Source organism: Methylophilus sp. 5, assembly GCF_000515275.1.
In the GTDB taxonomy this organism is placed as follows: Bacteria; Pseudomonadota; Gammaproteobacteria; order Burkholderiales; family Methylophilaceae; genus Methylophilus.
In genome coordinates this window covers 1804333-1817526 of record NZ_KI911560.1, presented here as the reverse complement: position 1 = coordinate 1817526, position 13194 = coordinate 1804333, and the positions used below count along the sequence as shown (strand labels likewise).

The window sequence follows — 13194 nt, the reverse complement described above, 5'->3', positions numbered from 1 at the left end:
GAGCCGTCTTTTATATTTTGGTAGGGTGTGCGGGGATCGAACCCACGACAAACGGATTAAAAGTCCGCTGCTCTACCAGCTGAGCTAACACCCCTCTGTTTCTTGTCTGCCGCTTGTTTTGCGTCAAATTTGAAAGAACGCGATTATGGGGGATGAATTAACTTTGGTCAATGCTGTTTTGGCTTTTTTTGTATAAAAAGTTTATTTTTCTATTCATCCCGTTTTTTCGCTTTACATTCCTGGGAATTTACCGCCCATCATGCCGCCCATGCCTCGCATCATTTTAGCCATGCCACCTTTGCTAAACATCTTCATCATCTTTTGTGTTTCTTCAAACTGATTGAGCAGGCGGTTTACATCCTGCACTTGCACACCGCTACCGGCGGCAATGCGTTTTTTACGGGTGGCTTTAATCAGCTCGGGTTTGCGGCGCTCTTCGGGCGTCATGCTATTAATAATGCCTTCTAGGCGGCGCAGTGATTTATCTACGTCGTCGGTGTTGATCTTTTGCGCCATGCCGGATATCTGGCTAGGCATTTTGTCCATGAGTGACGCCATGCCGCCCATTTTTTGCATTTGCATCATTTGCGACTTAAAGTCTTCGAGGTCAAACTTGGCACCAGACTTGATTTTGTCGGCGACTTTTTGCGCTTCGGCCATGTCGACCTTTTTATGCGCTTCTTCAATCAGGCTTAATACGTCGCCCATGCCCAAAATACGGCCAGCCATGCGGTCAGGGTGAAAAGGCTCGAGGCCATCGACCTTTTCGCTCACACCAATAAATTTGATTGGTTTGCCGGTGACATGGCGCACAGAGAGTGCGGCACCGCCGCGCGCATCGCCGTCGAGCTTGGTGACAATCACACCGGTAAGCGGCAGTGTTTCGCCAAACGCCTTGGCGGTATTGACGGCATCCTGGCCTTGCATGGCGTCAACCACGAACAAGGTTTCGGTGGGCTTGAGGTAAGCATGCAGGTCTTTGATTTCGGCCATCATGGCCTCATCAATGGCTAAACGACCGGCCGTATCGAAAATAACTACATCGTAATAGCTCTTTCTGGCTTGCTCCATCACCTGCGCGGCAATGTCTAGCGGCTTTTGCTGCGGATTGCTGTCAAAGCAGTCTATCTCCAGCTGCTTGGCCAGGGTTTGTAGCTGCGTGATCGCCGCCGGACGGTAAACGTCGGCACTGGCGAGCAATACTTTTTTCTTTTGTTCTTTGAGCAGTTTGGCCAGCTTGCCTGAGGTGGTGGTTTTACCCGCACCTTGCAAACCCGCCATTAAAATTACCACCGGCGGCACCGCTGCCAGGTTGAGGCCTTCGTTGGCTTTGCCCATGAGCGCGGTAAGCTCTTCGTTCACCACTTCAATCACGGCCTGGCCTGGCGTTAAGCTTTGCAATACGTCACGGCCACTGGCGCGCTCTTTGACGCGGGCAATAAAGTCTTTCACTACCGGCAAGGCGACGTCAGCCTCCAGCAGAACCATACGCACTTCGCGCATGGCATCGGCAATGTTGTCTTCGGTTAAACGCGCTTGGCCGCGCAGGTTTTTAATCACGCCCTGTAAACGGCCGGTCAGGTTTTCCAGCATGGAATGCCTTTCTTTTACAATTCATCAATATGCTATGCGCACAATTTTACCTCATGCCAGCCCAAGCCTAAAATAAACTATTGGCAAACATCGCCATGCGCAGTGTCGCCACGCTGGTCGAATGCAGCGAGTTTTGCCATAATGCCAGGCATGACTCAACACCTGCTTCCTTACCTGATTGTCGCGTTTGTCTATATGGCGGTGGCGCTGGATTACTGGCGCATTGCCAAACAGGACAAAGCGGTCAATGAACATGCGTTTCCGTTTCAGCTACATAGCGCCATGGTGGCATTGGGTTTGGTGATGCATGGCGGGCTGCTGTATCGCGATATTTTTGCGGTCAATCTGCCCAACTTAGGCATTTATTATTCGCTCTCGGCCATCTTATGGCTGACGGTACTCATTTACTGGCTAGCAGATTTAAAACACTCACTACGCAGCCTGCAAGCGTTTGTGTTGCCGCCTGCAGCCTTATTTGTGTTGATCCCTGGCTTTGCCGTTAAAGACTATTATGTTGATACGCATGGCTTCACCCTGTTTAACCTGCATATACTCATTGCTGTGGTGGCCTACAGCCTGTTTACTTTTGCCGCCTTGCACGCCTGCCTGATGCGTATGGCCGAGCGTGCGTTGCACCAAAAAAACAGCTGGCTGGCTTTGCCTGATTTTCCACCGTTAATGGTGCTGGATGCGTTGCTGTTTAAAGTGTTGCATATCGGCTTTGTGTTGCTCACCATCACCCTGATTAGCGGCATGCTGTTTAGCGAAGAGATTTTCGGCAAGCCGTTACAGCTTAATCACAAAACCATCTTTTCAATTGCCTCGTGGCTGATTTATGCCTGGCTGCTGTTTGGCCGTTTTAAATATGGCTGGCGCGGCAAAATCGCAACACGCTGGACCCTGCTGGGCTTTGCCTTATTGCTGCTGGCCTATATTGGCAGCCGGTTTGTGCTACACGTGGTATTGGGCCGCTAACAGCCCACCCTGAACTACCCTGCTTTTGCCTTGCTTTCCGGCACAATCATTCAAGCGCTTTTGCGTTATGTTTATGTGATTGATAGGTGCAGCACTTTATTCTGCTGGCACCTTTTAGTTTGGACTGTGCGTATGAAATCATTTCTACTCCCTGCGGCTTTGCTCCCTGTAGTGCCTTTATTCTGCCTGGCTTTAACCGCCCAGGCAGAGGAAACCGTGGCCGCGGCCAGCACCACGCCCCTGCAACTAAGCGCCTACCTTGAAAGCTACCTGATACACGACTTTAACCAGCCGGCCAACCACAGGCGGCCGGGCTTTGTGTATAGCCACAACATCACTGATGACCCCAGCATCAACCTGGCCATGCTAAAAGCGGCATTGAGCACCGAGCGCGTGCGCGGCAACCTGGCACTGGGCGCAGGCACTTATATGCGGGCCAACTATGCCGCCGAGCCGCATGGCTTGCGCAATATATATGAGGCCAATATCGGCCTCAAACTGTCAACCGAAAATAACCTGTGGCTCGATATTGGTGTGATGCCGTCGCATATCGGTTTTGAGAGTGCGGTGGGCATAGATAACTGGACGCTGACGCGCAGCCTGATGGCAGATAACTCACCCTACTTTGAAACCGGCGCCAAACTGAGCTATACCAGCCAGGATGGTCAATGGCTCGTGAGCGGCCTGTTGCTCACGGGCTGGCAGCGTATTCAACGGCCAGACGGTAACACCACGCCCGCCATTGGCCACCAGCTCACCTATAAACCCAGCAACACGCTCACTATTAATAGCAGCTCGTTTATTGGCAATGACACATCTGACGCGCAACGCCAGATGCGCTATTTTCATGATTTTTATGTGCAGTGGCGGCTCAACGAACAGTGGGGATTAATCACCGCGTTTGATATTGGTGCCGAACAGGCCGCCTCTGGCAAGGGCTACAACGTCTGGTTTAGCCCAAATATGGTGCTGCGTTATACGTATTCAGAGCGGCTGCAATTTGCGGCACGGCTGGAATACTATCAAGACAAACATGGTGTGATTATTAACACAGGCACTGCGCATGGCTTTGCCACCACCGGTTACTCAGTGAATATGGATTACCGACTCAATCCGCGCATGGTATGGCGCAACGAATTACGTCAGTTAAATAGTCGTGATGCCATCTTCAACAAAGACGGCTCACAGCAAATTGATAACAATTTGATGGCTGTGACCGCGCTAACCGTCAGCTTTTAAGGTCAGCGCGACTAGAGATTAACGCAGGCTGATTAACGGCCAGCCATGCTCACGGGCATATGCGGTCAATGTCGGGTCAGCATCCACCGCAACAGGCTTGGTGACCAGTTTCATCAAGGGCAAGTCGTTGTGTGAGTCACTATAAAAATAGCTGGTTTCAAAGTCATCTAGCGTTTGGCCACGCGCGGCCAGCCAGTCATTGAGGCGGGTCACCTTGCCCTGCTGAAAGCTAGGCGTGCCACTGACGCCGCCGGTAAATTGGCCATCGACCATTTCCGGGTCGGTGCCGATCAGGTGCTCAATGCCATAAGCGGTGGCAATCGGCTTGGTGACAAAGCTGTTGGTGGCGGTAATCACCATGCATAAATCGCCATTGGCTTTATGCTGGTCAACCAGTGCTTGCGCTTTTGGCGTCATCATCGGCCGGATCACATTGGCCATATATTTTGTGTGCAGTTCGTCTAAAAAGGCTTTTGTGTGCTGCGACAACGGCTGTAACTGAAACTTGAGAAAGGCATAAATATCCAGGCAGCCGTTTTTATAGTCTTCATAAAACTGCTCATTACGCGCTTTGTGTTGCTCGGCATCGAGCAAGCCTTCGCTAATCAGAAATACGCTCCAGTTATAGTCACTATCCCCGGCCAGCAGGGTGTTGTCCAAATCAAATAACGCCAGGTTTTGTTTCATACAATCAGTTTCTTTACTTAGATAATCAAACAATGATAATTAAACGATCTGTTCGTCCGGCACCGCTTCTTTGGTCGCGGTGAGCACCAAAAACACACCGACCAGAATCACCGCCAGCGCAATATATTCCATCAGATGAATCTGCTCATCGGCAAACCAGACGCCAACCACAAAGGCGACGATAGGATTAACGAACGTATTACTGCTGGCGACCATGGGCCGCACATGATGCAACAGCCAGTGATACGCCGAGAACGCCACCATAGAGCCGAGCACAATCAAAAATGCAATCGCTGCCCATGAACGCGCTGACACTTGGGCAGGCAAATGTTCGCCAAACGCCGCACCAAACAGCAGGGCAATCAGGCCGCCGCACAACATTTGGCTGGCTGCGCCCATCAGCCCTTGCGGCATAGCCATATGCTTGCTCCATACCGAGCCCAGCGACCACGAAGCCGCCGCAAACATCAGCAAACCGGCACTGAGCCAATCACCTTGCAGGCTTCCGCGGGTGTTTAATAACAAAATACCCACCAGGCCAATGGCGATGCCAACCCACTCGCGGCGACTGATTTTATGCCCCCACAGGCTGGAGAAAATCGCCATCCAGATCGGTGCAGTGGCAATGGCCAGCGCCGCCACGCTGGACGACACATGCAGTTGCACATGCGACACCGTGCCATTACCTAACACTGGCAACAACAACCCGACCCAGGCAGCACCACGCCATTGCACCAGCGTAGGTGCCGCGTGGCCCATGCCACGCAAAATCATATAAAGCAAAGAGCCGGCAATGGTAAACCGTATGCCCACCATGACAAATGGCGGAAAGCTCTCAATGGCATACTTGATTGCCAGGTAAGTAGAGCCCCAGATAAAGTAGGTACAGGTCAGCGCAATGATCACCAGCAACCAATGATTTCTTTGCGACATGACGAGCTACCCCAACCTTTCATCCACACATAACGATTACGTACAAAAGAAAACGCTTGCCACCCAACGGCAGCAAGCGTTAACTCAGAGCCTGCTTAAACCTGCGGGTTCAATTTTTCTACTTTGGCGTAGAGTTTGTTCAAACCGTTTAAATAAGCCTTGGCTGAAGCCACGACAATGTCTGTATCCGCACCCTGGCCATTCACAATCCGGCCGCCTTTGGATAAACGCACCGTGACTTCACCTTGCGCGTCAGTGCCGCTGGTAATGTTATTCACCGAGTACAACTGCAGTTCAGCGTCACTGTTCACCACGTTTTCAATGGCTTTAAACGTCGCATCGACCGGGCCACCGCCATCTGCTTCAGTACGCTGCTCGGCACCATCCACACTCAGGGTCAAAATCGCATGCGGGATTTCACCGGTTTGCGAAGCCACTTGCAGGTAAGTCAGCTTAAACATTTCGCGGCTCTCTTGCACCACTTCATCACTCACCAATGCATGCAAATCTTCATCAAAGATTTCAGACTTTTTATCTGCCAACTCTTTAAAGCGCGCAAATGCCGCGTTTAAGGCATCTTCGCTGTCCAGCTCTATGCCCAGCTCTTTCAAGCGGGTGCGAAAAGCGTTACGGCCAGACAATTTGCCCAGGGTGAGTTTATTCGCGCCCCAACCCACATCTTCGGCACGCATAATTTCGTAGGTTTCGCGGTGTTTAAGCACACCATCCTGATGAATGCCAGACTCATGCGCAAACGCGTTAGCGCCAACAATCGCCTTGTTAGGCTGCACTGGGTAACCTGTAATGGTAGACACCAGCTTAGAAGACGGCACGATTTGCGTGGTGTCGATACGTGTGGTCAGGTTAAAAATATCGCTGCGGGTTTTAATCGCCATCACGATTTCTTCGAGGCTAGCGTTACCGGCCCGCTCGCCCAGGCCATTGATGGTGCACTCGACCTGACGCGCACCATTCATCACCGCAGACAGCGAGTTAGCGACCGCCATGCCAAGGTCGTTATGGCAATGGGTAGACCAGATAACTTTATCTGCCCCTTTAACGCGTTTGATCAGCTCAGCCATGCGCTCACCCCAGACTTCGGGGATGCTGTAACCCACGGTATCCGGCACATTGATGGTTTTGGCGCCCGCCTCAATCACCGCTTCAAACACGCGCACCAAAAAATCAATCTCAGAGCGCACCGCATCTTCGGCTGAAAATTCGACGTCGTCGGTATATTCACGCGCCCATGTCACGGCTTGCACTGCTCGCGCGACCACCTGGTCTTCGGTCATGCGCAACTTGTTTTCCATATGGATTTTGCTGGTGGCAATAAACGTATGAATACGACCATTGGCCGCATGTTTAATCGCCTCACCAGCTCTACGCACATCGTTTTCACTGGCACGCGCCAGTGAGCAAACGGTAGAGGTCTTAATCACTTTGGCAATCTCGGAAATCGCGTCAAAGTCGCCAGGGCTGGCCGCCGCAAACCCTGCTTCAATCACGTCTACGCCCAGCTTTTCAAGCTGACGGGCGATACGGATTTTTTCTTCTTTGGTCATCGCCGCGCCCGGGCTTTGCTCGCCATCACGCAACGTGGTATCAAAAATAATAATTTGTTCCATGAGTTTTCCTAAAACTAACCATTCAATTTTACTCGCTTGTCCTACAATTGACCACACGCGGATGTATGCATAAAAAAACGCGCTGGAAAGCGCGTTTTTATCAACTTGCTTAATGACTTAAGCTGCGTTTTTTGCCGCCAACCGTTCGCGCGCCCACATATAATAGCCAGACAAGGCATACACAAACACCACGCTAAACAACACTTCCGGCGGACTGTAGGAGATAAGCACAAAGGCCAGCACCACCGCCAAAATCGCCACAAACGGCACCGAGTGCTTGAGGTTGATATCTTTGCCGCTATAAAACTTGAGGTCAGACACCATAGAACCGGCAGCAAACACCGTAATCGTCCACGCGATCCATTTCATCTGTAACACGCCAAAGAAAATTTCGCGGCCATCAACATTGTATTCGTAAGACACCCAGACAAAGCCTGCCAGCAAAGCCGCCGCCGCCGGGCTAGGCAAGCCCTGGAAAAAGCGCTTATCCTGAAACGGGTCATCCAGCTTGGTGTTAAAGCGCGCTAAACGCAACGCGGCACAAGCACAGTAAATAAACGCCGCAATCCAGCCCAGCTTGTTCATAGGCTGCAAGGCCCACACATAGACAATCAGCGCTGGCGCCACACCAAACGACACCATGTCGGCCAGGCTGTCATACTCAGCGCCAAACGCACTCTGGGTATTGGTCATGCGTGCCACGCGGCCATCGAGGCCATCCATCACCATGGCAATAAAAATCGCAATCGCCGATTGCTCAAAATGCAGGTTCATCGCCTGCACAATGGCGTAAAAACCGCCGAATAGTGAGGCAGAAGTAAACAAATTAGGCAGCAGATAAATACCACGCTGACGCAAGCTGGTATGTTGTTCGCGGCGTGACAGGCGGTTTTGCGGTTCAACCATAAGGGACTTTTTTAGAATTGCGGAATACCAGCATTGTTGCGGGCAATCACAAAAAATGCAAGCGTATCCCACCCGTTTACCTCACGCGCCACCGCCATAAGCAACTGGCATGGCTGTGTTAAAATAGGCGTTTATTTCAGTTAGTTATTGCACACTTCATGCAGTTCTCATTACACAATACCGACGGCCTCGCCAGGCGCGGCACCGTCAGCCTGCCGCATGGCGAGGTACAAACCCCGGCCTTTATGCCAGTGGGCACTTATGGCACCGTTAAAGCCATGTCTCCGCTGGAGCTCGAAGAGATTCAGGCGCATATCGTGCTGGGCAACACTTTTCACCTCTGGCTACGCCCCGGGCTGGAGGTGGTCGCCGCCCACGAAGGCCTGCACAAATTCATGGGCTGGGACAAACCGATTCTCACCGACTCTGGCGGCTTTCAGGTCTGGAGCCTCGGTGACCTGCGCAAAATTTCAGAAGCAGGCGTCAAATTCAAGTCCCCCATTAATGGCGATAGCTGCTTTTTAACACCAGAAGAGTCCATGCGCATCCAGCGCGTACTCAATAGCGACATCGTCATGATTTTTGACGAATGTACGCCCTACCCGGCCAGCCACGATGAGGCGCGCAAATCTATGGAGCTCAGCCAGCGCTGGGCCAAACGCAGCCGCGATGCGTTTAACGTGTACCAAACAAAATCCATAGAACACACTCTCACCATGCTGGGCGGCCCTGAAGAAGTCGATCAACAAAGTTCGGACATTGCGCCCACTAATGGCAATGCCTTGTTTGGCATTATTCAAGGCGGCATGTACGAAGACCTGCGCGACGTGTCAAGACTCGGACTGGAAGCCATCGGCTTTGACGGTTACGCCATTGGCGGCTTGTCGGTTGGGGAGCCTAAAGAAGATATGCTGCGTATTTTGGCGCACACAGCACCGCAAATGCCTAAAGACAAACCGCGTTATTTAATGGGTGTTGGCACACCCGAAGACCTGGTCGACGCCGTGAGCTACGGCATCGATATGTTTGACTGCGTCATGCCGACCCGCAACGCCCGTAATGGCTGGCTATTCACGCAATATGGTGACGTTAAAATCAAAAACGCCAGTTATAAAACAGATACACGCCCACTGGATGCTGAGTGTGAATGCTACACCTGCCAGAACTTCAGCCGCGCTTACTTACACCATTTGTACCGCATTGGCGAGATTCTGGGCGCGCGCTTAAACACCATTCATAATCTGCATTATTATCAGGTGTTGATGCAAAGCATGCGGGCAGCGATTGAAGAAAATCGTTTTGAGGCGTTTAAGACGGAGTTTGCTCGGAAGCGGGCAGAGAAACGTTAAGCTCTTCGCGGCGCAGACCTGAATCCAGTCTTGATCAAATATTGAGTCACAAGTTGTTTGTGACTTTAGCGTTAGCGGATTAATGTGACATTTTCTTTCGCCTGTTGGCGAGTCACTTTCTGGTGCTTGTCCCCCAGAAAGTAACCAAAGAGGACGACACCCAGCCATCACGGCCTTCGGCTCCCTTGCGTTGCTCAACAAAGTGGGCGTCCATCGAAACTCGCCCTGACAAGCCACACGAAACGTGGCTTGTTGCGGAGCTCAAACAGCCGATGGCCGACTACCCCCACTTCGTCTCCGCTACTCAGCGTGATGGGATGGGATTACTCTCATTTAAGTAGCAGCGTGAAAGTTTGGACGTTTCAAAAACCAAATTGTTTTTTTCTTTAATTCGCTAACGGTTGCAGTCGCATGGTGTTCGGGGTCCCCATCTGCCGCGCCGAGCAACGCAGGATTGGCGGGAGCAGTCGGCCATCGGCTGTCCGAATCCCGCAGCAGCTCACGCTTTGTGTGAGCTGCCAGGTTGAGTTTCGATGGACGCCCGACAAGTCGAGTAGCACAGGAATCAAGCGGAAGCTGGGGTGCACTTTCTTTTGGTTACTTGTTCTTTGTGCAAGCAAAGAAAAGTAACTCGCCAAAAAGGCGAAACGCAACCTAACAAACAACCATAAACGTGTGAGCATCCATACCCACCCTACAACAACCAATCAAAGAACAACCTTTATTTCTAATCACACCACGCGCAGACTCCCCCGCCCCCGAAACAACAAAAAAGCCAGCACGCAAAACACGCACTGGCTTTTAAACTTGACTAGCCTCATCCACTAAAATCGCCAATCAAGCTTTTCTACGCAAGCGTAACCAAACCGGAATCAACCCGGCAGCAAACAAAGCCAACGGCTCAGGCTCGGGTACCATGGTCGCCGTACGGAAAATAACTTCACCCAACCCCGGTTGGGCACCGCCATCGGTTGTCAGAATCTCCATATGCACATAACGGGTGGATACCTCGCCGAAAGTAAATGCCTGACCAGGATCTGCCACCGTGTAATTGGAGCCTACCGCAGTAAAACCGCCCAGCAAACCGCTATTGCCATTGCTAAAGTCATTGTCATTATCGGCATATAGGTTAAAGTTCAAGACCGATCCGGTATTGGCGGTCGCCCATAACCCAATCGCATCAATATCGTAGACGGCTCCGAGGTCATAGCTAAAGCTGCCAAAAGGACCCACACTAAAACCGGAATTAAAGGCAGCCTGGCCATTGTGGGTGGTAGTTGCGACAAAACTGTCAAAATCCGTGACGCCTGCGACATAACCAGCGGATAACCCTGACTGGTTGATCTGATTAACCAAGGCATACGAACCGCCAAAGTCTGGGTTCGAGGCGCTAATTGACGTTGCCTGCACAATCACCCCGGCTTGGGCGACCTGGCACGAAATGGCTAATGAGACTGCTGCGATACACTTTATATACATTTGCATATGCTTCTCCAATATCAAAAATGTTGTCATCAAATACCTGGACGCCAAACAATAGCGGCGAACAAACATTAAAATATCTTTACAATATATAGTCAAGTCTTTATTACAATGCACCCAGGCGGACGGCTGGTGACAGATTAAGAAGGCTCTATGATAGAATCATGCGTTATTTTCAGTATGACCTAGGAACAGATATGTTTATTAGCAACGCCTACGCGGCCAGCGCCCCAGCCACCGACATCATGAGCTTCTTGCCTATGGTGGTGATTTTTGTCTTGTTTTACTTTATGTTGATTCGCCCGCAAATGAAGCAGGCCAAGCAACACAAGTCTATGCTGGAGACATTGAAAGCTGGCGATGAAGTGGCAACCACTGGCGGCATTGTCGGCAAGGTAACCAAGGTGAGTGAACACTTTGTCAGCATTGAGATTGCTGCCAATACCGTTGTTAATGTGCAAAAACACACTGTGCAGACCTTGCTGCCAGCTGGCACCCTGAAATCCATTTAACCCGCACAAGACGCGCTAGTCTTTCATTCTGAGCAAGAGTTTGTTATGAACCGTTATCCGATATGGAAATTCGCACTGATAGGCACTGTGTTTATCATTGGCCTGCTGTACACGATCCCCAACTTTTTTGGTGAATCGCCAGCAGTGCAAATCAGCCCGGCCAAAGCCTCACTAAAATTAGATGAGAGTCTGCTGCAAAAAGTGGAAGACACGCTAAAACTGGCCAACATTCCGTTTGACGGTTTGTTTATGGATGCCAGCGGCGTCAAAGTGCGTTTTGCTAATACCGATACGCAATTGCTGGCTAAAGATAAGCTGGTTGGCAACTTGGGTAAAGACTACACCGTCGCACTGAACCTAGTGCCACAAACGCCAAACTGGCTGCAAAGCATTGGTGCCAAGCCGATGTATTTGGGCCTGGACTTGCGTGGTGGTGTGCACTTTTTGCTGCAGGTAGACATGAAAGCCGCGCTGGATAAAGCGGCCGAAAGCACGGTGGGTGATTTCCGCATGTCTTTGCGCAAAGAAAAAATCAACTACTACGGCATTGAGCGCCAAGGCCAGGTGGTGGTGATTAAGTTTGAGTCAGAAGCAGAAGCGACTAAAGCACGCAACCTGCTGGCTAAAGACTTTTCTGACCTCACCTATAAAATTGGCGGCAGTGACAAAGATTTTAACTTAACCGCCAGCATGAGCGTGATGGCGCAAAAGCGCATTCAGGAGTTTGCGCTCAAGCAAAACCTGCAAACCCTGCACAACCGGATTAACGAGCTGGGTGTGGCTGAGCCTATCGTGCAGCAACAAGGCCTGGACCGTATTGTGGTGCAATTGCCTGGTGTGCAAGATACCGCCAAAGCCAAAGAGATTCTCGGCCGCACGGCGACCTTGGAAATCCGCATGGTGGATGAAGAAAAATCCGACATGGCTACCTTGCAAAAAGCCCAGAGCGGCCAGGTGCCTTTTGGTGACGAGCTGTTTTCTGATCGTGAAGGCCGCCCGGTATTAGTGAAAAAGAGCGTGGTGCTGACCGGTGACCGCATCACCGATGCTGGCCCTGGCGTCAATGGTCAAAACGGTTCTTCCGTGGTTAACGTGACGCTGGATGGTCGCGGCGCAGGCATCTTTAAAAATGTGACGCGTGAAAACGTGGGCAAGCGCATGGCGATTTTGCTGATTGAAAAAGGCAGCACTGAAGTCGTCACCGCGCCGGTGATTAACGAAGAAATTGGTGGCGGTCGCGTACAGATTTCTGGCATGGCCAATGCGCAAGAAGCCACTGACATTTCATTGCTGTTACGCGCAGGTGCGCTGGCAGCACCGATGGAAATCATCGAAGAACGTACGGTGGGCCCAAGCATGGGGGAAGAAAACATCAAACGCGGCGTGCACTCTACGCTGTGGGGCTTTGCGGCCATTGCCGTGATGATGATTGCCTACTATATGGTATTTGGTGGTGTGTCGGTGATGGCGTTGGGCGTTAACTTGCTGTTGCTGGTGGCGATTTTGTCTATGCTGCAAGCGACACTGACCTTGCCTGGTCTGGCAGCAATTGCGCTGGCACTGGGGATGGCGATTGATGCCAACGTGCTGATTAATGAACGTATCCGTGAAGAGCTGCGTAACGGCAACACGCCACAAGCCAGCATTCATGCCGGTTATGACCGCGCATTTGATACGATTTTAGACTCCAACGTCACGACCCTGATCGCCGGCCTGGCGCTATTTATGTTTGGCACCGGCCCGATCAAAGGCTTTGCCGTGGTACACGTGCTGGGCATTATGACCTCCATGTTTAGCGCCGTACTGGTCTCTCGTGCACTGGTCAATCTGTTGTACGGCTATCGCCGCAAGATCGAGCATCTGCGGATTGGTTAATCGCCGCCCGCACGC

General features: G+C 51.4%; 11 protein-coding genes and 1 tRNA gene. 5 read left to right on the top strand and 7 right to left on the bottom strand.

Translation table 11 applies throughout. The annotated features are described in order from the left end of the window. Nucleotides 1–18 precede the first annotated feature (18 nt). Together METH5_RS0108730 and ffh are read right to left on the bottom strand one after the other, a co-directional pair. Nucleotides 19–94: transfer RNA gene (locus tag METH5_RS0108730), tRNA-Lys, on the bottom strand. Between the two features lie 137 nt (nt 95–231). Continuing rightward, on the bottom strand, nt 232–1593 hold the full coding sequence (gene ffh / locus METH5_RS0108725; RefSeq protein WP_029148145.1) for a signal recognition particle protein: 1362 nt from the start codon (nt 1591–1593) through the stop codon (nt 232–234). Between the two features lie 141 nt (nt 1594–1734). Here ffh and METH5_RS0108720 point away from each other — a divergent pair, with 141 nt between their 5' ends. Both METH5_RS0108720 and METH5_RS0108715 read left to right on the top strand, forming a co-directional pair. Further along, a complete protein-coding gene (locus tag METH5_RS0108720; RefSeq protein WP_029148144.1) occupies nt 1735–2568 on the top strand; it encodes an inner membrane protein YpjD in 834 nt (277 codons plus the stop codon). A gap of 132 nt (nt 2569–2700) precedes the next feature. Next, nucleotides 2701–3807, top strand: coding sequence for a porin (locus METH5_RS0108715; protein ID WP_029148143.1), 1107 nt, complete (start codon nt 2701–2703; stop codon nt 3805–3807). Nucleotides 3808–3825: 18 nt separating this feature from the next. Here the strand turns inward: METH5_RS0108715 and METH5_RS0108710 are convergent, their stop codons facing one another. The 4 genes from METH5_RS0108710 to pssA form a co-directional block, all read right to left on the bottom strand. Further along, nucleotides 3826–4494 carry an HAD family phosphatase gene (locus METH5_RS0108710; RefSeq protein WP_029148142.1) on the bottom strand — a complete coding sequence of 223 codons (669 nt, stop codon included), beginning with the start codon at nt 4492–4494 and terminating at the stop codon, nt 3826–3828. 39 nt (nt 4495–4533) lie between these two features. Next, nucleotides 4534–5427: a drug/metabolite exporter YedA gene (gene yedA / locus METH5_RS0108705; protein WP_029148141.1), complete on the bottom strand. Its 894-nt coding sequence runs from the start codon at nt 5425–5427 to the stop codon at nt 4534–4536. Between the two features lie 95 nt (nt 5428–5522). After that, the gene (locus METH5_RS0108700) at nt 5523–7055 is read right to left on the bottom strand and encodes a 2-isopropylmalate synthase (protein WP_029148140.1); all 1533 of its coding nucleotides are present in this window, start codon (nt 7053–7055) and stop codon (nt 5523–5525) included. 117 nt (nt 7056–7172) lie between these two features. Further along, nucleotides 7173–7961, bottom strand: a complete 789-nt coding sequence (pssA, locus tag METH5_RS0108695) for a CDP-diacylglycerol--serine O-phosphatidyltransferase (RefSeq protein WP_029148139.1) — start codon at nt 7959–7961, stop codon at nt 7173–7175. 158 nt (nt 7962–8119) lie between these two features. On the opposite strand from pssA, the gene tgt reads away from it, so the two are divergent. After that, nucleotides 8120–9310 carry a tRNA guanosine(34) transglycosylase Tgt gene (gene tgt / locus METH5_RS0108685; protein WP_029148138.1) on the top strand — a complete coding sequence of 397 codons (1191 nt, stop codon included), beginning with the start codon at nt 8120–8122 and terminating at the stop codon, nt 9308–9310. 837 nt (nt 9311–10147) lie between these two features. Here the strand turns inward: tgt and METH5_RS0108680 are convergent. Then, the gene (locus tag METH5_RS0108680; RefSeq protein ID WP_232410992.1) at nt 10148–10795 is read right to left on the bottom strand and encodes a PEP-CTERM sorting domain-containing protein; all 648 of its coding nucleotides are present in this window, start codon (nt 10793–10795) and stop codon (nt 10148–10150) included. Nucleotides 10796–10989: 194 nt separating this feature from the next. Here METH5_RS0108680 and yajC point away from each other — a divergent pair, with 194 nt between their 5' ends. Beyond that, entirely contained in the window at nt 10990–11304 is a 315-nt protein-coding gene (yajC, locus tag METH5_RS0108675) for a preprotein translocase subunit YajC (RefSeq protein ID WP_029148136.1), read from the top strand. A 45-nt stretch (nt 11305–11349) separates the two neighbouring features. After that, nucleotides 11350–13179 carry a protein translocase subunit SecD gene (secD, locus tag METH5_RS0108670; RefSeq protein WP_029148135.1) on the top strand — a complete coding sequence of 610 codons (1830 nt, stop codon included), beginning with the start codon at nt 11350–11352 and terminating at the stop codon, nt 13177–13179. The last annotated feature ends 15 nt before the right edge of the window (nt 13180–13194 follow it).

What these genes read in the sequence shown, in the direction of transcription:
- ffh (WP_029148145.1), bottom strand. Translation starts at nt 1,593, where the DNA reads ATGCTGGAAAACCTGACCGGCCGTTTACAGGGCGTGATTAAAAACCTG.
- METH5_RS0108720 (WP_029148144.1), top strand. Translation starts at nt 1,735, where the DNA reads ATGCCAGGCATGACTCAACACCTGCTTCCTTACCTGATTGTCGCGTTT.
- METH5_RS0108715 (WP_029148143.1), top strand. Translation starts at nt 2,701, where the DNA reads ATGAAATCATTTCTACTCCCTGCGGCTTTGCTCCCTGTAGTGCCTTTA.
- METH5_RS0108710 (WP_029148142.1), bottom strand. Translation starts at nt 4,494, where the DNA reads ATGAAACAAAACCTGGCGTTATTTGATTTGGACAACACCCTGCTGGCC.
- yedA (WP_029148141.1), bottom strand. Translation starts at nt 5,427, where the DNA reads ATGTCGCAAAGAAATCATTGGTTGCTGGTGATCATTGCGCTGACCTGT.
- METH5_RS0108700 (WP_029148140.1), bottom strand. Translation starts at nt 7,055, where the DNA reads ATGGAACAAATTATTATTTTTGATACCACGTTGCGTGATGGCGAGCAA.
- pssA (WP_029148139.1), bottom strand. Translation starts at nt 7,961, where the DNA reads ATGGTTGAACCGCAAAACCGCCTGTCACGCCGCGAACAACATACCAGC.
- tgt (WP_029148138.1), top strand. Translation starts at nt 8,120, where the DNA reads ATGCAGTTCTCATTACACAATACCGACGGCCTCGCCAGGCGCGGCACC.
- METH5_RS0108680 (WP_232410992.1), bottom strand. Translation starts at nt 10,795, where the DNA reads ATGCAAATGTATATAAAGTGTATCGCAGCAGTCTCATTAGCCATTTCG.
- yajC (WP_029148136.1), top strand. Translation starts at nt 10,990, where the DNA reads ATGTTTATTAGCAACGCCTACGCGGCCAGCGCCCCAGCCACCGACATC.
- secD (WP_029148135.1), top strand. Translation starts at nt 11,350, where the DNA reads ATGAACCGTTATCCGATATGGAAATTCGCACTGATAGGCACTGTGTTT.